This is a genomic window from Mycobacterium seoulense, assembly GCF_010731595.1.
Taxonomy (GTDB): domain Bacteria; phylum Actinomycetota; class Actinomycetes; order Mycobacteriales; family Mycobacteriaceae; genus Mycobacterium; species Mycobacterium seoulense.
This window is the reverse complement of sequence record NZ_AP022582.1, coordinates 850,058-873,711: the sequence shown is the minus strand read 5'-3', so window position 1 is coordinate 873,711 and position 23,654 is coordinate 850,058. Positions and strand designations below refer to the sequence as shown.

At 67.2% G+C, this 23,654-nt stretch carries 23 protein-coding genes; 10 read left to right on the top strand and 13 right to left on the bottom strand.

What is annotated here, in order from left to right:
- Positions 1 to 55 precede the first annotated feature (55 nt).
- From G6N37_RS04375 to G6N37_RS04355, 5 genes are all read left to right on the top strand, one after another.
- On the top strand, positions 56 to 1,309 hold the full coding sequence (locus G6N37_RS04375) for a cytochrome P450 (RefSeq protein ID WP_163676426.1): 1,254 nt from the start codon (positions 56 to 58) through the stop codon (positions 1,307 to 1,309).
- Positions 1,302 to 2,009: a TetR/AcrR family transcriptional regulator gene (locus tag G6N37_RS04370; protein WP_163676423.1), complete on the top strand. Its 708-nt coding sequence runs from the start codon at positions 1,302 to 1,304 to the stop codon at positions 2,007 to 2,009. The genes G6N37_RS04375 and G6N37_RS04370 overlap by 8 nt, the downstream gene beginning before the upstream one ends.
- On the top strand, positions 2,006 to 2,233 hold the full coding sequence (locus tag G6N37_RS04365) for a cytochrome P450 (RefSeq protein WP_163676420.1): 228 nt from the start codon (positions 2,006 to 2,008) through the stop codon (positions 2,231 to 2,233). The genes G6N37_RS04370 and G6N37_RS04365 overlap by 4 nt, the downstream gene beginning before the upstream one ends.
- 136 nt (positions 2,234 to 2,369) lie before the next feature.
- Complete coding sequence (locus G6N37_RS04360; protein ID WP_163676418.1) at positions 2,370 to 3,731, top strand: HNH endonuclease signature motif containing protein; 1,362 nt, start codon at positions 2,370 to 2,372, stop codon at positions 3,729 to 3,731.
- Between the two features lie 151 nt (positions 3,732 to 3,882).
- A complete protein-coding gene (locus G6N37_RS04355; RefSeq protein ID WP_163676415.1) occupies positions 3,883 to 5,028 on the top strand; it encodes a Rieske 2Fe-2S domain-containing protein in 1,146 nt (381 codons plus the stop codon).
- Positions 5,029 to 5,035: 7 nt separating this feature from the next.
- Here the strand turns inward: G6N37_RS04355 and G6N37_RS04350 are convergent, their stop codons facing one another.
- The 7 genes from G6N37_RS04350 to uvrC all read right to left on the bottom strand — a co-directional run bounded on the left by G6N37_RS04350 (position 5,036) and on the right by uvrC (position 14,104).
- A complete protein-coding gene (locus G6N37_RS04350) occupies positions 5,036 to 6,286 on the bottom strand; it encodes a cytochrome P450 (RefSeq protein WP_163676412.1) in 1,251 nt (416 codons plus the stop codon).
- A gap of 33 nt (positions 6,287 to 6,319) precedes the next feature.
- Entirely contained in the window at positions 6,320 to 7,504 is a 1,185-nt protein-coding gene (gene hsaA / locus G6N37_RS04345) for a 3-hydroxy-9,10-secoandrosta-1,3,5(10)-triene-9,17-dione monooxygenase oxygenase subunit (RefSeq protein WP_163676410.1), read from the bottom strand.
- A 241-nt stretch (positions 7,505 to 7,745) separates the two neighbouring features.
- Positions 7,746 to 9,134 (bottom strand): WS/DGAT/MGAT family O-acyltransferase, encoded by a 1,389-nt coding sequence (locus G6N37_RS04340; protein ID WP_163676408.1) that lies wholly within the window; start codon positions 9,132 to 9,134, stop codon positions 7,746 to 7,748.
- Positions 9,135 to 9,187: 53 nt separating this feature from the next.
- On the bottom strand, positions 9,188 to 10,165 hold the full coding sequence (gene whiA / locus G6N37_RS04335) for a DNA-binding protein WhiA (protein ID WP_102419857.1): 978 nt from the start codon (positions 10,163 to 10,165) through the stop codon (positions 9,188 to 9,190).
- Positions 10,162 to 11,238: a uridine diphosphate-N-acetylglucosamine-binding protein YvcK gene (yvcK, locus tag G6N37_RS04330; RefSeq protein WP_163676406.1), complete on the bottom strand. Its 1,077-nt coding sequence runs from the start codon at positions 11,236 to 11,238 to the stop codon at positions 10,162 to 10,164. The genes whiA and yvcK overlap by 4 nt, the downstream gene beginning before the upstream one ends.
- Positions 11,235 to 12,122 (bottom strand): RNase adapter RapZ, encoded by an 888-nt coding sequence (gene rapZ, locus G6N37_RS04325; protein ID WP_174813791.1) that lies wholly within the window; start codon positions 12,120 to 12,122, stop codon positions 11,235 to 11,237. Before rapZ ends, yvcK begins: the two co-directional genes overlap by 4 nt.
- Positions 12,123 to 12,148: 26 nt before the next feature.
- On the bottom strand, positions 12,149 to 14,104 hold the full coding sequence (gene uvrC, locus G6N37_RS04320) for an excinuclease ABC subunit UvrC (RefSeq protein WP_163676402.1): 1,956 nt from the start codon (positions 14,102 to 14,104) through the stop codon (positions 12,149 to 12,151).
- A gap of 261 nt (positions 14,105 to 14,365) precedes the next feature.
- Between uvrC and G6N37_RS04315 the strand changes: the two genes are divergently transcribed.
- Positions 14,366 to 14,704: a hemophore-related protein gene (locus G6N37_RS04315; protein WP_066945085.1), complete on the top strand. Its 339-nt coding sequence runs from the start codon at positions 14,366 to 14,368 to the stop codon at positions 14,702 to 14,704.
- Between the two features lie 45 nt (positions 14,705 to 14,749).
- Here G6N37_RS04315 and G6N37_RS04310 read toward each other — a convergent pair whose 3' ends face one another.
- The 3 genes from G6N37_RS04310 to G6N37_RS04300 all read right to left on the bottom strand — a co-directional run bounded on the left by G6N37_RS04310 (position 14,750) and on the right by G6N37_RS04300 (position 17,029).
- Entirely contained in the window at positions 14,750 to 15,211 is a 462-nt protein-coding gene (locus G6N37_RS04310; protein ID WP_163676400.1) for a PH domain-containing protein, read from the bottom strand.
- The gene (ribH, locus tag G6N37_RS04305; protein ID WP_163676398.1) at positions 15,208 to 15,690 is read right to left on the bottom strand and encodes a 6,7-dimethyl-8-ribityllumazine synthase; all 483 of its coding nucleotides are present in this window, start codon (positions 15,688 to 15,690) and stop codon (positions 15,208 to 15,210) included. The genes G6N37_RS04310 and ribH overlap by 4 nt, the downstream gene beginning before the upstream one ends.
- A gap of 61 nt (positions 15,691 to 15,751) precedes the next feature.
- Entirely contained in the window at positions 15,752 to 17,029 is a 1,278-nt protein-coding gene (locus tag G6N37_RS04300) for a bifunctional 3,4-dihydroxy-2-butanone-4-phosphate synthase/GTP cyclohydrolase II (protein WP_163676395.1), read from the bottom strand.
- A gap of 232 nt (positions 17,030 to 17,261) precedes the next feature.
- On the opposite strand from G6N37_RS04300, the gene G6N37_RS04295 reads away from it, so the two are divergent.
- Both G6N37_RS04295 and G6N37_RS04290 read left to right on the top strand, forming a co-directional pair.
- Positions 17,262 to 17,537 (top strand): hypothetical protein, encoded by a 276-nt coding sequence (locus G6N37_RS04295; RefSeq protein ID WP_232075269.1) that lies wholly within the window; start codon positions 17,262 to 17,264, stop codon positions 17,535 to 17,537.
- Positions 17,538 to 17,709: 172 nt separating this feature from the next.
- Positions 17,710 to 18,783 (top strand): putative sugar O-methyltransferase, encoded by a 1,074-nt coding sequence (locus G6N37_RS04290; RefSeq protein ID WP_163676393.1) that lies wholly within the window; start codon positions 17,710 to 17,712, stop codon positions 18,781 to 18,783.
- Positions 18,784 to 18,839: 56 nt separating this feature from the next.
- Here G6N37_RS04290 and G6N37_RS04285 read toward each other — a convergent pair whose 3' ends face one another.
- Positions 18,840 to 19,460 (bottom strand): riboflavin synthase, encoded by a 621-nt coding sequence (locus tag G6N37_RS04285; protein WP_163676391.1) that lies wholly within the window; start codon positions 19,458 to 19,460, stop codon positions 18,840 to 18,842.
- Positions 19,461 to 19,608: 148 nt separating this feature from the next.
- On the opposite strand from G6N37_RS04285, the gene G6N37_RS04280 reads away from it, so the two are divergent.
- Positions 19,609 to 20,316, top strand: coding sequence for an LppX_LprAFG lipoprotein (locus G6N37_RS04280; protein WP_163676389.1), 708 nt, complete (start codon positions 19,609 to 19,611; stop codon positions 20,314 to 20,316).
- Positions 20,313 to 21,872, top strand: a complete 1,560-nt coding sequence (locus G6N37_RS04275) for an MFS transporter (protein ID WP_163676376.1) — start codon at positions 20,313 to 20,315, stop codon at positions 21,870 to 21,872. Before G6N37_RS04280 ends, G6N37_RS04275 begins: the two co-directional genes overlap by 4 nt.
- Positions 21,873 to 21,878: 6 nt before the next feature.
- Here G6N37_RS04275 and ribD read toward each other — a convergent pair whose 3' ends face one another.
- Entirely contained in the window at positions 21,879 to 22,901 is a 1,023-nt protein-coding gene (gene ribD / locus G6N37_RS04270; protein ID WP_163676373.1) for a bifunctional diaminohydroxyphosphoribosylaminopyrimidine deaminase/5-amino-6-(5-phosphoribosylamino)uracil reductase RibD, read from the bottom strand.
- On the bottom strand, positions 22,898 to 23,587 hold the full coding sequence (gene rpe / locus G6N37_RS04265) for a ribulose-phosphate 3-epimerase (protein ID WP_372514728.1): 690 nt from the start codon (positions 23,585 to 23,587) through the stop codon (positions 22,898 to 22,900). The genes ribD and rpe overlap by 4 nt, the downstream gene beginning before the upstream one ends.
- Positions 23,588 to 23,654 lie beyond the last annotated feature (67 nt).

Sequence of the window (23,654 nt, the reverse complement as noted above, 5' to 3'; positions counted from 1 at the left end):
TATGCATAGTTGTCCATACCGCGATCTGCTGTCGCCAACGGAAGTTGAGACATCAATGAATCTGAAAAACGCCGCTCCCAGTGTCTTCGAAGCTGGCCTCCCCACCGTCAGTTATGGCCTCACCGCCACCCCGCACGACATCCTCGAGGATGTCCGAGAGGCGCAAGCGCGCGCACCGATCGCCATCGGGCCCCTCGGCCCGGAAATCCTGTCCTATGACATGGCCCGGGACATGCTCCGCGACAATAGGTTTCGCATGCCACCCGGCATCACGCTGGCAGCGCAGGCCATCACCTCTGGTCCGTTGTACGACAAAATGATGAGCAGCCTGTTAGGCCTCGATGGCCCGCCGCATACGCGCTTACGCAAACTGGTGTCGAGGGCGTTCACTCCCCGCGCGACAGCAGGTCTTCAAGACACGATCCACGAGGTGGTGAATGGCCTGATCGATCGGGTAGCAGACGCCGGACGGTGCGACGTTGTCACCGACATCGCGCGGCCTTACCCCACCCCGATCATGTGCGCGCTGATCGGTGCGCCTCGCGAGGACTGGCGTCTGTTCTCAGAGTGGACCGACGAAATCTTCAAGGCCTTCAATTTTCAGCCCGATGCCACCTTCGATGAAGGCGCGATCATGCGGGCGTGGGGCGAGCTGGATGCGTACGTCGACGACATGGTCGCCGCCCGCCGGAACAGTCTGACCGATGACCTGCTTTCCGAGCTCATTCGCGCCGAGAGCGACGGTGATCGGCTGAGTCTCGACGAACTCCGCATGCTGGTCGCCGGCTTCTTGATGGCAGGAACGGATACGACGCGACACCAATTGGCCGCGTCGGTGCAGGTGCTCTGCGAGCATCCGGACCAGTGGGCGAAGCTGGGCAATCAACCCGAGCTTGCGATGCAGGCGGTCGAGGAGAGCATGCGCCACTCACCGGCGGTGTGTATCGCGCCGCGCGCCGCCACTGAGGATGCCGAATTCGGCGGTTTCATGTTCCCGGTAGGGACGTTCGTAGTTGTGAATACCTTTGCGGCCAATCGTGATCCGGCGATTTATCACGATGCGGACCGGTTCGACATCGCGCGCAACGACCTGCCCCCGATTCTGACTTTCGGTGGTGGCGCGCACTACTGCCTAGGGGCCAACCTCGCACGCCGGGAGTTGGCGGAAGCACTCACAGTCCTCACCCGACGCCTCACGGCACCTCGTCGCGTCGGTCCGACGCCGTGGAAGTCTCTGCTCGGTATGACCGGCCCAACAACTCTCGAGATCGAGTTCGAGGCCGAAATGCTTGTGGCAGCGGATGCGTAGTCGCGGCTGGGCGGGCTCGACGCCCGCCTCGGACGAGGAGGCAATCGCCCGCATTCTGGATGCGGTGGACGAAGTGGTCGCCGAACACGGACCGGCGATCCGCCTGGCCGACGTCGCCCGAAAACTCGGTGTAACTCGCCAAACGGTGTACCGCTACTTCCCCAATGCTGACGCTCTGCTCATTGCCAGCGCGATGCGTGCGGTCGACGGTTTCATCGACCAGGCTCTACAACGCACCAGCGGACAGAATGACCCGGTCATTGCCGTCGTCGAATGCGTGTCGTTCGGAATCGAGAATCTCGTCGGCGATCCACAACTGGAAAGCCTGCTGACGCGGCGACCGGAGGACGAAGATGCCATCTCGCTAACCTCCGACACCGCGATCGCATTTTGCTTGTCGGCGTTCCACCGCCTCGATGTGGATTGGACGCTTCACGGCTTCGACACCACCGCGCTCCGGGAGCTTGCGGAAATGACCTTGCGCACCGTGCAGTCCCTCCTGACCGATCCCGGACAGCCGCACCGCGACGGAATCGCACTCCGCCGCTTTGTTGCGCGTTGGCTCGGCCCAGTGATCCTCTATCCGAGGATGTCGTCGCTGCCAATCCACGAACGACACGCATCACGGGACTGGCCCGTCGAAGCAGAAACACGTGCCTCGCTGACGCAACGTGGTCCTCGAAAATCGCCTCCAAAATGAAGACGACGACGAAGGACGTGGGGCCGAATAAGCACTTGGCCTTTGCGTCCGGCGCGCACTACTGCCTTGGGCATCATCTCGCGAGATTGGAGGGCCGCATCGCGCTCACCGAGTTACTGCAGCGGTTTGACAATCTGGAGCTCACTGCGCCCCGGGAAAGTCTGCGGCTCCGATGCATTGTTTCTTTACGGGGCCTGGAGTCGTTGCCGATGCGCGTCAGCTGACTGGGTTGGCCAGCGCCCAACGGCTTTCACCGGAGCAGTCGCGGGGAGTCCGATCTTTGTATTCCCTTGTGTCACTTTCGCTTCTGTGGTCACACAATGGCCGTTTTTGTCGGTGGGTGTTCCTAGAGTTTAGGGCATGGGTGCGAGCAGTCGTGAGGAGATCGTGGAGGTCTTCGACGCGTTCGATGATGACGTGGACCGGTTGTGCGGGTTGTCTTTTGACGTGCTGACCACCCCGGAGCGGTTGCGCGCCCTGGAGCGCCTGGAATGCGTGGCCCGTAGGCTGCGCACCCCGCAGCACGCGTTGATCAACCAGCTGAGCGCGCAGGCCAGCCCCGAGGAGTTGGGCGGGGCGCTGCGGGTGGGGCTGGCCGACCGGTTGCGCATCACCAAAGCCGAGGCCGCCCGGCGCATCGAGGAAGCCCAGGATCTCGGGGAGCGTCGGGCGTTGACCGGGGCACCGTTGGTCCCACAGCTCAGCGCGACCGCGGCCGGGCAACGCGCCGGGCTCATCGGCGACGGGCACGTCAAGGTGATCCGCAGCTTTTTGGCCCAGCTGCCCGCCGAGATCGACGCGTGCACCCGGCAGGCCGCCGAGGCCGACCTGGCCGGCAAGGCCGCCGGATACCGCCCCGACGAATTGGCCAAATACGCCCAGCGGGTGATGGATTGGCTACACCCCGACGGGGACTTCAGCGACGCCGAGCGAGCCCGCAAACGCGCCATCACGCTGGGCACGCAGGAGTTCGACGGCATGTCCCGCATCAGCGGCCTGGTGACCCCGGAGTTGCGGGCCGCCATCGAGGCCATGCTGGCCAAGCTCGCCGCGCCCGGGGCGTGCAACCCCGACGACCAGACACCGGTGGTCGATGCGACACCGGATGAGGACGCGGTCCGGCGCGACACCCGATCTCAAGCCCAACGCAACCACGACGCCTTCCTGGCCGGACTGCGCGGCCTGCTGGCCTCCGGGGAACTGGGCTCGCACAACGGGCTGCCGGTGTCGATCGTGGTCACCACCACGCTGACCGATCTCGAAGCGGCCGCCGGTAAGGCGTTGACCGCCGGCGGCACGCTGGTGCCCATGTCGGATGTGATCCGCTGGGCCGGCCACGCCCACCACTACCTGGCCATCTTCGACAAGGGCAAGTCGCTGGCGCTGTGGCACACCAAACGGCTGGCCTCCCCCGCACAACGAATCATGTTGTATGCCAAGGATCGCGGCTGCACCAAACCGGGCTGCGATGCGCCGGCCTACCACAGCCAGGTCCACCACGTTCGCGGCTGGACAACCACCCGGCGCACCGACATCGACGACCTCACCCTGGCCTGCGGCCCCGACAACCGCCTCGCCGAAAAAGGCTGGACCACCCGCACCAACGCCCGCGGCCACACCGAATGGCTCCCCCCACCCCACCTCGACCGCGGCCAACCCAGAACCAACAACTACCACCACCCCGAAAGATTCCTCCGCAACGACGACGACGAACCCGATTGACACAACGCCCGCTAGCCGAGATCCAGCACGCCCCGTCCTACTAGGGCAATAAGTCACATATGTAGTGGCTTTTGCCTGCATTCTTCTCGGGACGACGAGCGGAAACTATAACGTGTTCTAGTTCGGTGCGGTAAGCGACTGGAGGCGCGAAGTGAGTATCGATACCGCTGGGGTCGGCGTCCGGGAGATCGACGTTGGAACGTTGCCGACCCGGTTCGCTCGCGGCTGGCACTGCCTGGGCGTGGCCCAGGACTTCCTCGACGGCAAGCCCCACCCGGTCAACATCTTCGGCACCAAGCTCGTCGTCTTCGCCGACACCGACCACAATCTGCGAGTGCTCGACGCGTACTGCCGGCACATGGGCGGAGACTTGTCGCAGGGCGTGGTCAAGGGCGACACCGTCGCGTGCCCGTTCCACGACTGGCGTTGGGGCGGCGACGGCAGGTGCAAAGAGGTGCCGTATGCCAAGCGCACACCCCGAATGGCGCGCACCCGGTCGTGGCCTACCGAGGTGCACAACGGTCTGCTATTCGTCTGGCACGACCACGAGGGCAACCCGCCATCACCGGAATTGCAGATCCCCGACATTCCCGAGGCCGCCAGCGACGCGTGGACGGACTGGCGGTGGCGCAGTCAGCTCATCGAGGGTTCGAACTGCCGCGAGATCGTCGACAACATCGTCGACATGGCGCACTTCTTCTACATCCACTACGGCTTCCCGACGTACTTCAAGAACGTCTTCGAGGGGCATATCGCCTCGCAATACCTGCGCACCGTCGGCCGGCCCGATGTGCTGCTCGGCGGTTCGCACTACACCGGCGAACAAACACTGGACTCCGAGGCCTCCTACTTCGGCCCGTCGTTCATGATCAACTGGCTGCACAACAGCTACGGCGGCTACAAAGTGGAATCGATCCTCGTCAACTGCCACTACCCCGTCACGCAGAACTCCTTCATGCTGCAGTGGGGCATCATCGTGCGGAAGCCCGAGGGCATGGACGAGGCCGCCACCGAGAAACTGTCCGAAGCGTTCACCGAGGGCGTCAGCATGGGCTTCTTGCAGGACGTCGAAATCTGGAAGCACAAGACCCGGATCGAAAACCCGTTGCTGGTGGAAGAGGACGGCCCGGTCTATCAGCTGCGCCGCTGGTATCAGCAGTTCTATGCGGACGCCGCCGACGTCACACCGCAGATGACCGACCGCTTCGAGTACGAGGTCGACACCACGGCCGCGAACAAGCACTGGCACGCCGAGGTGGACGAGAATCTGCGGCCCAAGGTTGAGCAGCCCCAATAGCGGGGCGTCAGTGCGCGACCGGACACTTGCCGGTGTAGTCGACCTGCCAGTGCTTGATGCCGTTGAGCCACCCCGACCGGATTCGTTCCGGTTTCGCGATGGGCGTGAGGTCGGGCATGTGGTCCGCGATGGCATTGAACATGAGGTTGATCGTCAGCTTGGCCAGGTTGGCTCCGATGCAGTAGTGCTCGCCGGTGCCGCCAAATCCGACGTGCGGGTTGGGGTTACGCAAGATGTCGAATGCGAACGGGTCGGCGAAGACGTCCTCGTCGAAGTTGGCCGAGCGGTAGAACATCAACACCCGCTGGCCCTTCTTGATCGTCACGCCCGACAGCTCGGTGTCCTGCTTGGCGGTGCGCTGGAATGCGGTAACCGGGGTGGCCCACCGGACGATCTCGTCCGCCGCGGTCTCCGGACGCTCCTTCTTGTACAGCTCCCACTGATCGGGAAAGTGGGCGAACGCCATCATGCCCTGGGTGATCGAATTGCGGGTGGTCTCGTTGCCGGCGACCGCCAGCATCATCACGAAAAACCCGAACTCGTCGTCGGAGAGCTTCTCGCCGTCGATGTCCGCCTGGAGCAGCGTGGAAACGATGTCGTCGCCGGGGTTTTCGGTCTTCACCTCGGCCATCTTCATCGCGTAGGCCAGCACCTCCGCCGATGACTCCTTGGGATCGACATCCGCGTACTCAGGATCCTCGGCGCCGGTCATCTCGTTGGACCACCGGAACAGCTTGCCGCGGTCCTCCTGCGGCACGCCGAGCAGCCCGGCGATGGCCTGCAGCGGCAGTTCGCACGCGACCTGCTCCACGAAATCGCCGGAAGCCTGGGCGGCGGCCGCCTTGGCGATGGCCTGCGCCCGCTCGTTGAGCTGGTCGCGGAGCCGCCCGATCGCGCGCGGCGTGAAACCGCGGGAGATGATCCTGCGCAGCCGCGTGTGCTGCGGCGGGTCCATGTTGAGCAGAACGAACCGCTGCAGGTCGATGTCTTCCCGCTTCATGTCGTCGGCGAAGCGCGGAATCGCGCCGTTGAGCCAGCTGGAGAAGACGTCGTTGCGCAGCGAAACCTCCCTCACGTCCTTGTGTTTCGTCACCACCCAGAAGCCGCCGTCGTTGAAGCCACCCTTGCCGATCGGCTGGTCACACCACCAAATGGGTGCGTTGCGGCGAAGTTCGGCGAGCTCCCCGACGGGAAGGCGCTCGGCGTAGATGTCCGGGTCGGTGGGGTCGAAGCCGGGCGGAAGGTGAGGGCAGGTCATCGGTGGCTCCTCTGCGAGTCAGACCTCGGTGAATTAGACCATCGTGTCGGCGGGTGGCAGCCCGAATTCGTGGTTGCCGAAAATCAAGTAGGCCCGCTCGGGATCGTTGGCGGCGTGCACACGGCCGGCGTGCGCGTCGCGCCAGAATCGTTGAATCGGAGCGCTATTGGCCAGCGCGGTGGCGCCCGAAGCGTCGAACAACCGGTCGATCGAGGCAACCGCGCGAGCGGTGGCGCGCACCTGGTCGCGACGGGCCCGGGTCCGCAGCTCGAACGGGACCTCGCGGCCCGCCACCAGACACGAGTACTCGTCGCCGACGTTGCCCATCAGCTGTCGCCACGCGGCGTCGATATCGCTGGCCGCCTCGGCGATACGCACCTTGGCGAAGGGGTCGTCTTTGGACTTCTCGCCGGCGAACGCCGCGCGCACCCGCTTGCCTTGATGCTCGACGTGGGATTCGTAGGCGCCGTAGGCCATGCCGACGATGGGGGCGGTGATCGTGGTGGGATGCATAGTGCCCCAAGGCATTTTGTAGACGGGATCGGTGTTGGCCACCAGCCCGGGGGCGGTGCCCTCGTTCATCGACTGGTAGGACAGGAATCGGTGCCGGGGCACGAAGACGTCCTTGACGACCAGGGTGTTGCTGCCGGTGCCCTTCAGGCCGACGACATGCCAGACGTCGTCGATGCGGTAATCACCTCTCGGGATCAAGAAGCTGCCGAAGTCGACCGGCTGACCGTCCTTGATCACCGGGCCACCGACGAAGGTCCACGTGGCGTGGTCGCAACCCGACGACCAATTCCACGAGCCGTTGACCAGATAACCATCGTCGACAACCTGACCGGCGCCCATCGGGGCGTAGGACGAGGAGATACGCACGTTGGCGTCCTCGCCCCACACGTCTTGTTGGGCCCGCTGGTCGAACTGCGCCGCGTGCCAGTTGTGCACGCCGAGGATCGATGCCACCCACCCGGTGGACCCGCACGCACTGGCCAGGCGCCGGACGGCCTCGAAGAACACCGTCGGGTCGCACTGCATCCCGCCCCACTGCCCCGGCTGCAGCATCCGGAAGAAGCCGATTTCTTGCAGTTCGCTCACGGTGGCGTCCGGCAGCCGCCGCAGGTCCTCGGTCTCCTCTGCCCGCTGCCGCAGCTTGGGCAGAAGATCGTCGATGGCGGCCAACACGGACTGGGCATCAACGTGTCGAAGGGACGTCACTGCTTACCTCCTGACGTGCGCACCGAGCACCTCACTAGAGTACGTTGCAACATCGGTCAAGTATTTCGTTGTTTTCGCTGTACAGCGGCCATAAAGGCTGACCTGTAACTTGTTCTAATTATGGCCACACGTCGAGGCGCAGCTAGGGCATAAAGTCCCATAGCTGTTCGCGCGAGTTGCCCCGCAAATGCCGAGCCGGCGGCCGCCGCCGATCGTCCCGGCTACGCGACGGTCGAGCCGCTCACTCCCCCGCGGCCGCCTTCTCGAGCTCGGTGAGCGCCGGCTCGATGCGGTCGGCCATGTCGTCGATGTCGTTGGCCACCTCGGGCGTCGTCACGAAGCCGAAGTCCAGATAGTCGGTGTAGGAGAAGCAGGTGATGTTCAGGGCGACGTCCATGACGGGCGGCCCGAGCGGAACCAGCGAATCCAGTTTGGCGCCGGCCATGTACAACGGGAACGGCGGACCCGGCACATTGGAGACAACCAGGTTGATGGGAGCCAGGTTTCGCGACAGCCCACTGGCCGTGTAGGCCCGCGCGGCCAGCTGCAGCAACCCCGGCGGCGTGGTCTCGGTCAGGCCCATGATCTGGTGTGCCGACAATGCCTTGGCCATCAGCTTGGCGGTCTGGGTGCTTTCGTGGATGGCCCGCAGCCGCTCGGCCGGATCGTCGATGTCGGTGGCCAGCGACACGGTCATCGAACTCACCTTGTTGCCGACGTCGTCCTTGTCGTCGTCGGTGCGGGTGGAGACGGGGATCTGGGCGATGAGCGGTTTGGCGGGCAGCTCGCCTCGCTTCTGCAGGTATTCGCGCGCGGCGCCGGAGACCAGCGCCAGCACGACGTCGTTGAGCTTGACGCCGTAAGCGTCCTTGACCGCCTTGGCCCGGGCCAGCTCGACGCGGCAGCCGGTGATCCGCCGATGCGGGGACACGGACGCGTTGAACCGGGTCTTGGGCGCTTCGAAGTACCGCGGGGGCCGGTCGCTCACACCCAGCGCGGCGATCTGCTGGCGCACGGTCTGCTCCACGAGCCGCGCGATGCGGAAGGGCGTCTTGACGCCGACATTGATGAGCGCGCCCACAGCCCGCCGTTCGATGCCCGGAATCCGCGAGCCCACCAGTGATCCGACCGTTTCCTGTTGCGGCGGGCGCGGTTCCGGCGTGACGTCCAGCAGGATTTCACCCAGGCCGGCACCGGAGACGCCGTCGACGATGGCGTGGTGCATCTTGGTCAGCGAGGCGACCCGGCCGCCCTCGACGCCCTCGATGACCCACATCTCCCACAACGGCCGGGCACGGTCCAGCTTGTAGGACATGAGCCGGCCCACCAGCTCCTCGAGTTCGCGGCGGCCGCCGGGCGACGGGACGGCGATGTGCCGGATGTGGAAGTCGATGTCCAATTCCTCGTCTTCGACGAACCACGGCCGGTCCAGGCCGAGCGGCGCACCGGTGACCCGCCACCGCAGCTGCGGCAGCTCGGGCAGGCGCTCGATGATGAGTTCGCGGAGCCGCTCGAAGCTGTACTCGGGCGAATCGTTCGGGTCGCAAATCGCCAGTGCGCCCACATGCATGTGCCAGCCCGCGGTTTCGGCCGACCAGAACGCCGCGTCAACGCTCGAAAGCCGTTTCATCACCCGACCGTATCCCCCACCCACCCGTTGCGACCAGCAAATGACGCGACCGGTTACGCGTCTTCCAGTAGATCCGGTGTCACCGCCGATTCGGTGTCCGGGATGCCCTCGATTTTCGCCTTGCGATCGGCCATCGACAGCAGCCGCCGAATGCGTCCCGCGACAGCGTCTTTCGTCATCGGCGGGTCGGCGAGCCGGCCCAGCTCCTCCAGCGAGGCCTGCCGGTGCTCGACGCGCAGCTTGCCGGCCGAGGCCAGGTGGTCGGGGACGGTGTCGCCGAGGATCTCCAGCGCGCGTTCCACCCGGGCGGCCGCCGCGACGGCGGCCCGCGCCGAGCGGCGCAGGTTGGCGTCGTCGAAGTTGGCCAGCCGGTTGGCCGTCGCCCGGACCTCGCGGCGCATCCGGCGCTCCTCCCAGATGAGCCGGGTGTCCTGGGCGCCCATCCGGGTCAGCAGCGCGCCGATCGCCTCGCCGTCACGCACCACCACCCGGTCGGCGCCGCGGACCTCGCGGGCCTTCGCGCTGACCCCGAGCCGGCGCGCGGCGCCGACCAAGGCCAGCGCCGCCTCGGGTCCGGGGCAGCTGACCTCCAACGCCGACGACCGTCCCGGCTCGGTCAGCGACCCGTGCGCAAGGAAGGCTCCGCGCCAGGCGGCTTCGGCGTCCGCGATGCTGCCGCCGACCACCTGGGCGGGCAGACCGCGCACCGGGCGTCCGCGGTTGTCGAGCAGCCCAGTCTGGCGGGCCAGCGCCTCGCCGTCGTTGGCCACCCGCAACACGTACCGGGTGGTCTTGCGAATCCCGCTGGCGGACAACACATGCACGACGGCGTTGTAGCCGTAGAGCTCGAAGATGTCCTTGCGCAGCCGCCGCGCGACGTTGCCCAGGTCCACCTCGGCCTCCACGACCACGCGACCGCCGACGATGTGCAACCCGCCGGCGAACCGCAGCAGAGACGTCACTTCCGCGCGACGCGCACTGACCGACTTCACGACCAGGCGGCTGAGCTCGTCCTTGACTTCGGTCGTCATCGCCACGCGTCGTCACCCCTTGGTCCGCTGCCGGCCGGTCCATTGCCACCGGGCTGTGGGCTTGCACCGTCGACCCGGATATCCGCGGCGGCCGTGACCGGGGACGCTCCCGGACCCTTGCGGGCCGCCCGGACCCCGTCCAGGGCCGCCGCGAGCTTGCCTGGGTCATGTAAAGGTGTACCAGGTCGGGCCACGTCGGCGAAGTGGACCTCGGCCGAAAGCAGCGTCGCGGTGCGGCGCAGGTGCTCCCGCTCGCGCTCGCCGGGCACGCGCTCGGCGTCGATGATGATGTCGTGCACGGTGAAACCCGGTGCGTGCTGGGCCAACACGTGCAGATGCCGCTCGACGGAGAAGCCCGCCGTTTCCCCCGGCTCGGCCACCAGATTGAGCACCAGCGCGCGACGGGCGGTGGTGGCCCGCAGCGCCGCCGCGAGCCCCGGCACCAGCACGTGCGGGATCACGCTGGTGAACCACGAGCCGGGGCCCAGCACCACCAGGTCGGCGGCCATGATGGCGTCGACGGCCTGCCGGGTCGCCGGGGGGTCGGACGGCAGCAGCCGCACCCGCCGCACCTTGCCCGGTGTGGTGGCGACCGCCACCTGGCCGCGGATCAGCCGGAACATCCGCGGATCGGTCTCCAGGCCGGACACGTCGGCCTCGATCTGCAGCGCGATCGGGCACATCGGCAACACCCTGCCCTTCACGCCGAGGATGCGGCCGAGCTCGTCCAGCGCGGCCACCGGGTCGGCCAGCACCTCCGACAGCCCGGCGAGCATCAGGTTGCCGATCGGGTGCCCGGCCAACGCGCCGTTGCCGCCGAACCGGTGCTGCAGGATGGTCGCCCACAACCGTCCGTGCGGGCTGTCGGACGCCAAGGCCGCCAACGCCATTCGCAGATCGCCCGGCGGCACCACATCGAGTTCGCTGCGCAGCCGCCCAGAGGAACCGCCGTCGTCGGCGACGGTCACCACGGCGGTGACATGAGGCGTCAGCCGGCGTGCCGCGGACAACGTCGCGTACAGGCCGTGTCCCCCGCCGAGCGCGACGATGCCCTGATTCGTCGGCGCGCTCATTCGCGACCCAGATCCCGGTGCAGCGCCCGCACCGACAATTGGGGATTGCCCTTGAGCAGCCCCATCAGCGCCTCGGCGATCGCGACGCTGCGATGCTTGCCGCCGGTGCAGCCGATGGCGACCGTCATGTAGCGCTTGCCCTCCCGGCGGTAACCGTCGACGACCAAAGACAGCAACCGATGGTAGGCGTCCAGGAAATCCGCGGCGCCGGGCTGGCTCAACACGTACTCGCTGACCGCCGGGTCCTGCCCGGTGAGCGGACGCAGCTCGTCCACCCAGTGCGGGTTGGGCAGGAACCGGACGTCCATCACCATGTCGGCGTCCATCGGCAGGCCGTACTTGAAGCCGAACGATTCGACCGTGACGCTGATCGACGTGCCGGTGTCGCCGCCGAACGCGCGCTCGATGCTCTCCCGCAGGCCGCGCACCGACAGCGTCGACGTGTCGATGATCAGGTCGGCCGTGGCGCGCACCGGGGCCAGCATCCGGCGCTCGGCGGCGATGCCCTCGGCCAGGGTCTGGTCGCCCTGCAGGGGGTGGCTGCGGCGGTTCTGTTCGTAGCGGCGCACCAGCATGTCGTCGGATGCTTCCATGAACACGACGCGCGGCCTGATGCTGCGGGTGGCCAGCTCGTTGCGCACCTCGTCGAGGTCACCGGTGAAGCCGCGCGACCGCACGTCCATCACCACCGCCAGCTGCGTGATCCGCGAACCGGCGGCCAGCCCGAAATCGACCATGCGGGTGATCAGCTGGGGCGGCAGGTTGTCGGCCACATACCAGCCGAGGTCCTCGAGCACCTTGGCGGCGGTACCCCGCCCGGCGCCGGACAATCCGGTCACCAGCACGACGTCGATGCCGGCCCCCCCGTCTGGACGGGAATCCATCGGGCGGCCCTCCGCCAACTCACCCGTCATTCGGCTTCCGCGGGCTGCTCGGGCCGCAACGCCTCCAGGACGGCGGTGGCGGTGGCCACCCCGATACCGGGAACGGCCGTGATCTGGTCGACGGTGGCCTCCTTGAGGCGGGCTATCGATCCGAAATGGGTTACCAGCGCCTTGCGGCGATGTTCCCCCAATCCTGGCACCGAATCCAGCGCCGAGGCGGTCATTCGCTTGGATCGCTTGCTGCGATGGTAGGTGATGGCGAACCGGTGCGCCTCGTCACGAATCCTCTGCAGCAGATAGAGGCCCTCGCTGTTGCGCGGCATGATGACCGGATCCGGCTCGGACGGCACCCATATCTCTTCCAGCCGCTTGGCCAGGCCGATCACCGCGACGTCGGTGACGCCCAGGTCTTCCAGCACGGCGCTGGCCGCATTGACCTGCGGCGCGCCACCGTCGACGACGTAGAGATTGGGCGGATAGGCGAACCGGCGGGATTTCCCTTCGGGCGAAAGCATATTCGGGTCGTTCTGCTCGCTCAGGTGCCGCGCGAACCGGCGGCGGGTCACCTCGGCGATCGAGGCGACGTCGTCGGAGCGTCCCTGCCCCGCGGCTTCGCGGATCCCGAAGTGGCGGTAGTCCGACTTGCGCGGCAGGCCATCCTCGAACACCACCAACGAACCCACCACGTCGGTGCCCTGGACGTGGCTGATGTCGACGCATTCGATGCGCAGCGGCGCATCGGCCAGCCCGAGGGCATCCTGAATGTTCTGCAGGGCAGCCGATCTCGCGTTGAAGTCGCCGGCGCGCTTCAGCTTGTGCTGCTGCAGCGCCTCTTTGGCGTTGCGTTGCACGGTCTCGGCCAGCGCCCGCTTGTCGCCGCGGCGCGGGACCCGCAGCGCGACCCGCGAACCGCGCAGGCCGGACAGCCAGCTGGTCAATTCCCCGGAGTTCGACGGCAGGCAGGGCACCAGCACCTCGCGCGGCACCGGGTTGGCCGCTTCGTCGGCCCCTTGGTTGTCCTGGCCACCCAGTTCGGCCTGCTCGCCGTAGAACTGCGTCAGGAACTGCTCGACCAACTGCTCCTCGCCGGAATCACCGGCCTCGGCCGACTTTTCGACGATCCAGCCGCGCTGGCCGCGCACCCGGCCGCCGCGGACGTGGAACACCTGGACCGCCGCCTCCAGCTCGTCGTCGGCGAAGGCGACCACGTCGGCGTCGGTGCCGTCGCCGAGCACCACGGCCTGCTTTTCCATGGCGCGCTTGAGGGCGCCCAGGTCGTCACGAAGGCGGGCCGCCCGCTCGAAGTCGAGTTCGTCGGAGGCGGCGTGCATCCGCTGTTCCAGCTCGCGGGCGAACCGGTCGGTCTTGCCGGACAAGAAGTCGCAGAAGTCGTCGACGATCTGGCGGTGCTGCTCGGCGCTGACCCGCCCGACGCACGGCGCCGAGCACTTGTCGATGTAGCCGAGCAGGCACGGGCGGTCGATCTGCTTGTGCCGCTTGAACACACCGGCCGAACAGGTACGGGCCGGGAACACCCGGGTGAGCAGGTCCAGCGTCTCCCGGATCGCCCACGCGTGGGAGTAGGGCCCGAAATAGCGGACGCCCTTGCGGCGCGGGCCGCGGTAGACCATCAGCCGGGGAAACTCTTCGTTGAGGGTGACGGCCAGCACCGGGTAGGACTTGTCGTCGCGGTAGCGGACGTTGAAGCGCGGATCGAACTCCTTGATCCAGTTGTATTCGAGCTGCAACGCCTCGACTTCGGTGTTGACCACCGTCCACTCCACCTTGGCGGCGGTGGTCACCATCTGTCGGGTTCGCGGGTGCAGGCCGGCGACGTCGGCGAAGTACGACGTCAGCCGGCTGCGCAGGCTCTTGGCCTTGCCGACGTAGATGACCCGCCCGTGCGCATCCCGGAATCGATAGACGCCCGGCTCGACCGGGATGGACCCGGACGGGGGGCGGTAGGTGGCGGGATCTGGCACCCATTCAGGCTAATAGCCGCTGACGAGCCGGCGGTTTGTCGGGATGCGGTGGTTGGATCGGGCCCGGCGCCGCCAACGGCGAACGCGGATTCGACGCCGGAGTGGGCCGCCGAGGGGCTCATCGATCCCCGGAATAGGGCCGACGAGCTGGGGTTTTGGTCCCGCGCGGCGGGGGCGGCCGGTTTGAGCGAACGCCGTTCTGGTTACCAGGGGTGTAGCTGGACGTTACAGTGGGTGGTAATCAATGGAGGGAGTCCACAGATGTTCAAGCGCTCGTTGACCAGGCTCGCGATCGGGGTCGGCGGTCTGGCATTGGCGTCGACCGCCGCCGCTGGGGTCGCATCAGCTGCCCCCGACTACGGCCCGATGATCAACACGACCTGCAGTTACGACCAGGCCATGCGGGCCGTGCACGCGGAAAACCCGATGGCCGCTCAGTACCTCGACCAGTCGCCACCGAACCAGCAGTTCCTGCAGCAGTACCTGGCCTCGTCGCCGGATCAGCGCGTGAACCTGCTGCACGCCATCGAGCACAACCAGGGCGCGCAGCAGGCTTTGCCGATCTTCCAGCAGATGATGACCGACTGTAAGAACTTCTGACCCGTCCACCTGAAGGGCTATCCGTGCCGGGCACGGATAGCCCTCTCAGTGGGTACGCAGGTCGGGCCGATACCGCGCGAGCAGCGACCGCACGGTGTCCATCGCGTTGACCGCGCGCTCCTTGTCGACGGCCTGAATGGCCATCACGGGGATGTACTCGTCGTCGGGCAGGTCGAGGCGCGCCCAGCGATTGCCCGCCGGGAACGAGATCCCGGCGACGTCTGGCCATTCGATAAGCTTGTCGCCCAACAGGTTACGCACCGACATTCCGGCCGCCCCGACTCGAAGCCGCGGCCGGGCGAACAGCAGGATCACGCCCGCCAGGACCACACCGAGCAGCGCCATCGCCACTTGGTCGCTGGTGTGGAAAACCACCCCGGTGGAGCCGACCTTGAGCAGAAAGCCGATCGCGACGTGCACCGCGACGATGGTGAATGCCGCGCCGTAGACGAATATCGGCGTGCGGTGGGGACGCAACTCGACGTCCCATTCCTCGCGGTCGGTCACGACCGGGCGCGCAGGTCACGCAGTGTCAGCGCGGTCTGCAGTGCCGCGCCGGTCGCCTGGGCGCCCTTGTCCTCGGCCGATTCCGGCAGGCCAGCGCGGTCCAGGGCCTGCTCCTCGGTGTCGGTGGTCAGCACCCCGTTGGCCACCGGGGTGGAAGAGTCCAGCGAGACCCGGGTCAGTCCCTGCGTCACGGCATCGCACACATAGTCGAAATGCGGTGTCTGGCCGCGGATTACCACACCCAGGGCGACCACGGCGTCGTGGTTGCGGGTCAGTTCCTGCGCCACCACCGGGATCTCGATCGCGCCGATCACCCGGACCACCGTCGGGTCGTCGATACCCGACTCGGACGCCACCTTGCGCGCACCGGCCAGGAGCGCGTCGCAGATTTCGGTGTGCCAGGTGCTCGCGACGATGGCCAGGCGCAGACCGGATGCGTCCAACGGGGGAAAATCCGGCACTCCCGCCGCAGGGCTCATCGGCGCCACTCCTTCTCATCGCTTCGTCCTGCATCGTGTTCTGCGTCGTGGCCGGCACAGCTCACAAAGCACCACCGAATTCGCCTGGCAGATGGACGGATTCGTGGAAATCGTCCAAGCCCGCCAGGTCGTGGCCCATCTTGTCACGCTTGGTCATCAGGTAGCGGATGTTCTCCGCGTTGGCGCGCACCGGCAGCGGCACCCGCTCGATGATGTGCAGGCCGTAGCCATCCAGCCCGACCCGCTTGGCCGGATTGTTGGTCAGCAGCCGCATCGAGCGGACCCCGAGATCGACCAGGATCTGCGCCCCGATTCCGTAATCCCGTGCGTCGGCGGGCAATCCGAGTTTGAGATTGGCGTCGACGGTGTCCTCGCCGGCATCCTGCAGCTGGTAGGCCTGCAGTTTGTGCATCAGACCGATGCCGCGGCCCTCGTGGCCGCGCATGTAGAGCACGATGCCGCGCCCCTCTCGCGCGACCATCGCCATCGCCGCGTCGAGTTGGGGCCCGCAATCGCAGCGGCGGGAACCGAAGACGTCACCGGTCAGGCACTCGGAGTGCACGCGGACCAGCACGTCGTCGCCGTCGGCATTCGGCCCCGCGATCTCACCGCGCACCAGCGCCACGTGTTCGACGTCCTCATAGATGCTCGCGTAGCCGATGGCGCGGAACTCGCCGTGCCGGGTCGGTATGCGGGCCTCGGCGATCCGCTCGATGTGCTTCTCGTGCTTGCGCCGCCACTCGATCAGATCGGCGATGGTGATCAGCGCGAGGTCGTGCTCGTCGGCGAAGACCCGCAACTCGTCGGTCTGCGCCATCGAGCCCTCGTCCTTTTGGCTGACGATCTCGCAGATCGCGCCCGCGGGCTGCAATCCGGCCATCCGGGCCAGGTCGACGGCGGCCTCGGTGTGGCCGGGGCGGCGCAACACGCCGCCGTCCTTGGCGCGCAACGGAACCACATGGCCGGGGCGGGTGAAATCGTTGGCGACGCTGGCGGGATCGGCCAGCAGGCGCATGGTGGTGGCGCGATCGGAGGCCGAGATCCCCGTCCCCACACCGTTTCTTGCGTCGACGGTGACGGTGTAGGCCGTGCCGTGCTTGTCCTGGTTCACCGCGTACATGGGCAGCAGGCCCAGCCGGTCGCAGATCGCGCCGTCCAGCGGGACGCACAGGTACCCCGAGGTGTAGCGCACCATGAACGCCACCAGCTCCGGCGTCGCCTTTTCGGCGGCGAAGATCAGGTCGCCTTCGTTCTCGCGGTCCTCGTCGTCGATGACGACCACGGCCTTACCGGCCGCAACGTCGGCAACCGCCCTCTCGACGGAGTCCAACCTCGTCATCGTCGCTACCTTGCTGTCTCAGGGGTCCGCAGGAAGAGCCCAAGTCTTGCATTAAGTATGAACCACCGCCGGGGCCACGTTATTGCGCGTCTTTCGCGAGGGACCCACCGGCGCCCGCGAGACGCCGCCGGGTCCCGCCGCTTTCCGGATCGTGCCCCGCGATGGGCCGCACCAGCGGATCGGCGCGGCGAAACGGCTCCTGATCGTGCGCCAGCAATCTACGCTGAGCAGCATGAGAATCGCAGTGAGACTGGCGGTACCGGCCGTGACCTTGATGTTCGCGGCCGGATTGGCAGCGGGTATCGCCTCCCCGCAACGGGCGACGGCCGATGCGTGCGCCGACGTCGGCGGCCGGCATGTGAGCGTCGGGGGATGCACAGATCCGCAGCGCTGGGGGAACTGGGTCCTTCCGGCCGGTGCGATGACGGTCCCGCCGCCCGACGCACCACCGCCGTGCTACACGCCGTCCGGCGAGCCGTACTGGACGCCGCCGGGCGAGCCCTGCTGACCGAACCGGCATGGGGCGCTTCCCCGAACGCGGCCTAGCGCGGTGAGCAGCCGCTGAACGTCTTTATCGACGCCTTTCATCCCTACACGCCACGCGGTGAAGTTCGGTTCCCTGAGCATTATCGTGGGAACGCTCAAGAGCAACAAAAACCGGACGGACATGAGGGAGCGGCATGGCGTTTTCCGGCTGGCCGCAGGACACTCCCGACGATGTGGCGGTGTCGCAGTTCGCCCGCGCGACACAGGAGATGCTGACGGCCCTGTCAAGTGAGGACTTGGAGCGCATCAAGGACGGTAAGCGTCCATGGCTTCTCGACTGGCGAGGGCACTCGGGTCAAGGCGTTGCTTCCGTTGATTACGCCACCCTCCGTGCGACAAATCCCGAGCTCCAAGCGCTACGCCAGCGCTATGCCGGCCTCAACAGCGGCACACCGGCCGTTTGGGCTCCCGGTTATGTCACGCCGGAGGATCTGCTCTATTTCCGAGGCGACAATTGCTACGTCTGGCAGTTCCAGGCCAACAACACGCCCGAGAAACATGCGCTGACACACTCGTATTTGAAAACCATTGACACGCTCAGTCTTCTAGACATCCTCACCGAGGACGGCGACTTCGGCGTATTTACGTTTCCGACATCCGACACAGACCAACACGGGAATCAGAGGCTCGTCAGCCGCGACCTCCTCGACTCGGTCTGTGAGCTGCTGTTTCTGCAACGTACACTGCAGATCTCGCGCCGGCCGGGGTTGAAAGTGCTCGATATCGGCGCGGGATACGGCAGGCTCGCCTACCGCGCTGTAACGGCGTTTAGCAACATCGATACCTATTTCTGCATCGACGCCATCCCCGAGTCGACGTTCATCTCCTCGTATTACCTGTCGAGAAAAGGCGCGGAACGTACACGTGTCGTCGCGTTGGACGACCAACAGGATCTCGTTCCCGGAACGATCGAACTAGCGGTCAACATCCACAGCTTCTCTGAATGCGCGGTTGAGGCCGTCGCTTACTGGGCCTCCCGGTGCGCCGAACTCAAGATCGAATACCTTTTCATCGTTCCTAACGCTGACGATGAGGGGCGATACGCCGTACTGTTGGACGACGGTACCGATATCAATCCGCTACTCGCACAGTATGGTTACCACCTCTGTCATGCCGAGCCGAAGTACCGGGACCCAGAGGTCCAAAAATATGGAGTTTCCCCCGCGTGGTATTACCTCTTTCGCGCCACCGAGACTAGGGACGCCTAGCCCGCCCCCAACGCCACCAAGAGCGTAAAGAGTCGAGTTCGCCGCGACAGCCGGCCCTAGCGGCCGGGTTCACTCGGGTTATGCGTCATCAGCCGCTCAACGTATTTGGCGATTACGTCGACTTCGAGGTTCACCTGCGTCCCGACCGGAGCGCGGCCCAGGGTGGTCAGCTCGCGGGTGGTGGGGATGAGCGATACCTCGAACCAGTCGCCCGGTCCGCCGCCGAGCCCGGAGACCGTCAGCGAAATCCCGTCGACGGTGATCGACCCCTTCTCGACGACGTAGCGGGCCACCGCCGGGGGGATCTCGATCCGCACCACTTCCCAGTGTTCGGACGGGGTCCGGGCCACCACCTGGCCGGTCCCGTCCACGTGCCCCTGCACGATGTGGCCGCCGAGCCGGCTGTTGACCGCCGCGGCGCGCTCGAGGTTGACCGGGCTGCCGACCTGCAGGGCGCCCAGGTTGGACCGGTTGAGCGTCTCGGCCATCACGTCGGCGGTGAACTGGCCGTCGGGCAGCAGCTCGGCGACGGTGAGGCAGACCCCGTTGACGGCGATCGAATCGCCGTGCCCCGCGTCGGAGGTCACGACCGGTCCGCGGATGGTCAGCCGCGCGGCGTCGGCGAGCACGTCGCGGCCGGTCACCTCTCCGAGTTCCTCGACAATTCCGGTGAACATGTCATCAGGTTAATCGGCCGCACGAAAGTTAATCGGCCGCACGAAAGCCGCGGCCGCGCTGGTGAGCAGGCCGAAGGGGTGGCGCAGGGCCGTCAGTGCGCCCCCGCGTCTCCCAAGCCGGTCACGGGCACCCTCTACGATGCAAGGTATGCAGACCCGCCGCCGTCTATCGGCCGTCCTCGCATCCCTGACCCTCGCCACCGCCTTGATCGCCGGCTGCTCGTCGGGCTCAAAGCAGAGCGGCGCCCCGCTACCCGACGGCACGACCTTGGTCAAGCAGTCGGCCGACGCCACCAAGAATGTGAAGAGCGTGCACCTGGTGCTGAGCATTCAGGGCAAGATCCAGGGGCTCCCCATCAAAACGCTGACGGGTGACCTCACCACGGCGCCGGCCACCGCCGCGTCGGGCAACGCCACCATCACCCTCGGGGGCTCCGACATCGACGCCAACTTCGTGGTGGTCGACGGCACCCTGTACGCCACGCTGACGCCGAACAAGTGGAGCGACTTCGGCAAGGCGTCCGACATCTACGACGTGTCCGTGCTGCTCAACCCCGACACCGGGCTGGCCAACGCGCTGGCGAACTTCACCAACGCCAAGGCCGAGGGCCGCGAGACCATCAACGGTCAGAACACCATCCGCGTCAGCGGCAACGTGTCGGCGGATGCGGTGAACAAGATCATGCCGCAGTTCAACGCGACGCAGCCGGTGCCGAGCACGGTGTGGATCCAGGAGACCGGTGACCACCAGCTGGTCCAGGCCAACATGCAGAAGAGTTCGGGCAATTCGATCCAGGTCACCCTGTCGAACTGGGGCGAGCAGGTTCAGGTCACCAAGCCCCCGGTGAGTTCATGAGTTCGCAGACCGGGCGCCGCGTCGCGATCAGCGCCGGCAGCCTCGCGGTCTTGCTGGGTGCCCTGGACGCCTATGTCGTCGTGACGATCATGCGCGACATCATGAGCGACGTTCACATCCCGATCAACCAGCTGCAGCGCATCACCTGGATCATCACGATGTACCTGCTGGGCTACATCGCCGCCATGCCGTTGCTGGGGCGGGCCTCCGACCGGTTCGGCCGCAAGCTGGTGCTGCAGGTCAGCCTGACCCTGTTCATGGTGGGTTCGGTGGTGACGGCGCTGGCCGGGCACTGGGGCGACTTCCACCTGCTGATCGGCGGCCGCACCATCCAGGGTGTGGCGAGCGGCGCGCTGCTGCCGGTCACGCTCGCCCTGGGCGCCGACCTGTGGGCTCAGCGCAACCGCGCCGGCGTGCTGGGCGGCATCGGGGCCGCGCAGGAGCTGGGCAGCGTGCTGGGCCCGCTGTACGGGATCTTCATCGTGTACCTGTTCCACGACTGGCGCTACGTGTTCTGGATCAACGTCCCACTGACCTTGATCGCGATGGTGATGATCCAGTTCAGCCTGCCGTCGCACGAGCGCGTGGACGAGCCCGAACGGGTCGACCTCGTCGGTGGGGTGCTGCTCGCGGTCGCCCTGGGCCTGGCCGTCATCGGTCTGTACAACCCCCAGCCCGACGGCAAACAGATCCTGCCGAGCTACGGGCTGCCGCTGGTCATCGGCGCGGTCGTGGTCGCGGTGCTGTTCATGCTGTGGGAACGGTTCTCGCGCACCCGGCTGATCGAGCCGGCGGGGGTGCACTTCCGCCCGTTCCTGGCCGCGCTGGGCGCATCGCTGACCGCGGGTGCGGCGCTGATGGTCACCCTGGTGGACGTGGAGCTGTTCGGCCAGGGCGTGCTGCAGATGGACCAGACCCAGGCCGCCGGGCTGCTGCTGTGGTTCCTGATCGCGCTGCCGATCGGGGCGGTGCTGGGCGGCTGGATCGCCACCCGCGTGGGCGACCGGGTGATGACCTTCGTCGGGCTGCTGATCGCCGCCTACGGCTACTGGCTGATCCACTACTGGCGCCAAGACGTGCTGAGCCAGAAGCACGACCTTTTCGGCGTTTTCAGCGTCCCCGTGCTGCACGCCGACCTTCTGGTGGCCGGTGTGGGCCTCGGCCTGGTGATCGGGCCGCTGACCTCCGCCGCCCTTCGGGTGGTTCCCGCGGCGCAGCACGGCATCGCCTCCGCGGCGGTGGTGGTGGCCCGCATGACCGGCATGCTCATCGGTGTGGCCGCGCTCAGCGCGTGGGGGCTGTACCGGTTCAACCAGATCGTGGCCGGGCTGACGGCGGCGATACCCCCCAACGCCTCCCTGCTGGAGCGGATCGCCGCCCAGGGGACGATGTACCTCAAGGCGTTCGCCATGATGTACGGCGACATCTTCAGTGCCACCGTGGTCATCTGCATCGTGGGAGCGCTGCTGGGCCTGCTGATCGGCGGCCGCCAGGAACACGCCGACGAACCGGAAATTCCCGAGCCGCAGACCGTCGCCCTCGGGGAGCAGCGCTAGGCGCTCCTACTCGCCGCGCGGCACCAGGCTGAGCAGCAGATCCGGCCCGACCCGGTCGATACCGTCGAAGTTCCAGCGCAACGCCCGCGCGATGGTGGATACCCCGACGTCGTCGACCGCGGAGACCGGACCACCCAGCAGCATCGGCGCGACGTAGGCCAGGATCCGATTGACCGCCCCCGCCCGCAGGAAGGCGCCGGCGAGGGTGGGACCGCCCTCCAACAGGACGTCGGTGCGGTCCGACAGCGCCTTGATCACCTCCACCGGGTCGTGCGTGCGGATCACCATGGTCCGCGAATCGTCGTTGAGAACCTTTGCCTCCGGCGGTATTTCGCGCATCCCCACCACGACGCGCAGCGGTTGCCGGTCGGCCAGCGAGCCGTCGGGCAACCGGGCGGTCAGCGCCGGATCGTCGGCCAGCACGGTGCCGGTGCCCACCACGATCGCGTCGGCGGCACGGCGCCGCCGATGCAGGTCCAGCCGCGAGGCCTCGCTGGAAATCCATTGGCTGGTGCCATCGGCGGCCGCGCTGCGGCCGTCGACGCTGCTGGCGTATTTCCAGGTGACGTGCGGCAGCCCGGTCCGCTGCTTGTGCAGCCACTCCCGCAACGGCCCGCCGGCCACCGCGTCGGCGAGCACCCCGGACGTCACCCGCACGCCCGCCTCGGTCAGCCGCGCGGCGCCGCCGGCGGCGGCCGGGTTCGGGTCGGCGACGCCGTAGACGACCGCCCCCACCTTCGCGGCCAGCAGGGCGTTCACGCACGGCGGGGTCTTGCCGTAGTGGTTGCACGGCTCCAGCGTGACCACCGCGGTCCCGCCGACCGCCAGCTCGCCGGCCCGCCGCAACGCCAACACCTCGGCGTGATCCCCACCGGCCGGTTCGGTGCCCCCGACGCCGACGACCGCGCCGTCGGCGTCCAGGATGACCGCGCCCACGGGCGGATTCGGATATGTGGTGCCCTTGACCGGGTTGGACTGCTCGATCGCCAGGCGCATGGCCGCGTCGAGTCCGTCGACGGGCCGATTCATCGGCGCAGGTGCGGTGACGCGGCGGCGGCCTGCCTGCGCAGCGCCGCCACGGCGGCCTCCGGGTCCTGGGCGCCATAGACGGCCGAGCCGGCGACGAAGCAGTCGACGCCGGCCTCGGCGGCCTGCTCGATGGTGTCGTCGTTGATGCCGCCGTCGATCTCCACCAGGATCGTCAGCTCCCCGGCGTCGATCAGCTTGCGCGCGGTGCGGACCTTGCTCAGCACCTCGGGGATGAAGCTCTGGCCGCCGAAGCCGGGTTCGACCGACATGATGAGCAGGGTGTCGAACTGCGGCAGGATTTCCAGGTACGGCTCCAGCGGGGTCCCGGGCTTGACGCTGATCCCCGCCTTGGCGCCCGCGGCGCGGATGTCGCGGGCCACCGCGACCGGGTTGTCGGTGGCCTCGGCGTGAAAGGTGACGTTGTAGGCGCCCGCCTCGGCGTACGGCGGTGCCCAACGGTCGGGGTCCTCGATCATCAGATGGCAGTCCATCGGGATCGTGGTGGCGGCCAGCAGGCTCTCGACCACCGGCAGGCCGATGGTCAGGTTGGGCACGAAGTGGTTGTCCATCACGTCGACGTGCAACCAGTCGGCGCCGCGCACCGCGGCCGCCTCGTCGGCCAGCCGCGCGAAGTCAGCGGACAAGATGGACGGCGCGATCAGCGGCCTACCGGTGTTGCCAGGCATGTGCGCCAGACTACTGAGCCGCTCCGCAGGCTTCACGCCGGCAAGCGGCGCAGCGCGGCGGCGGCCC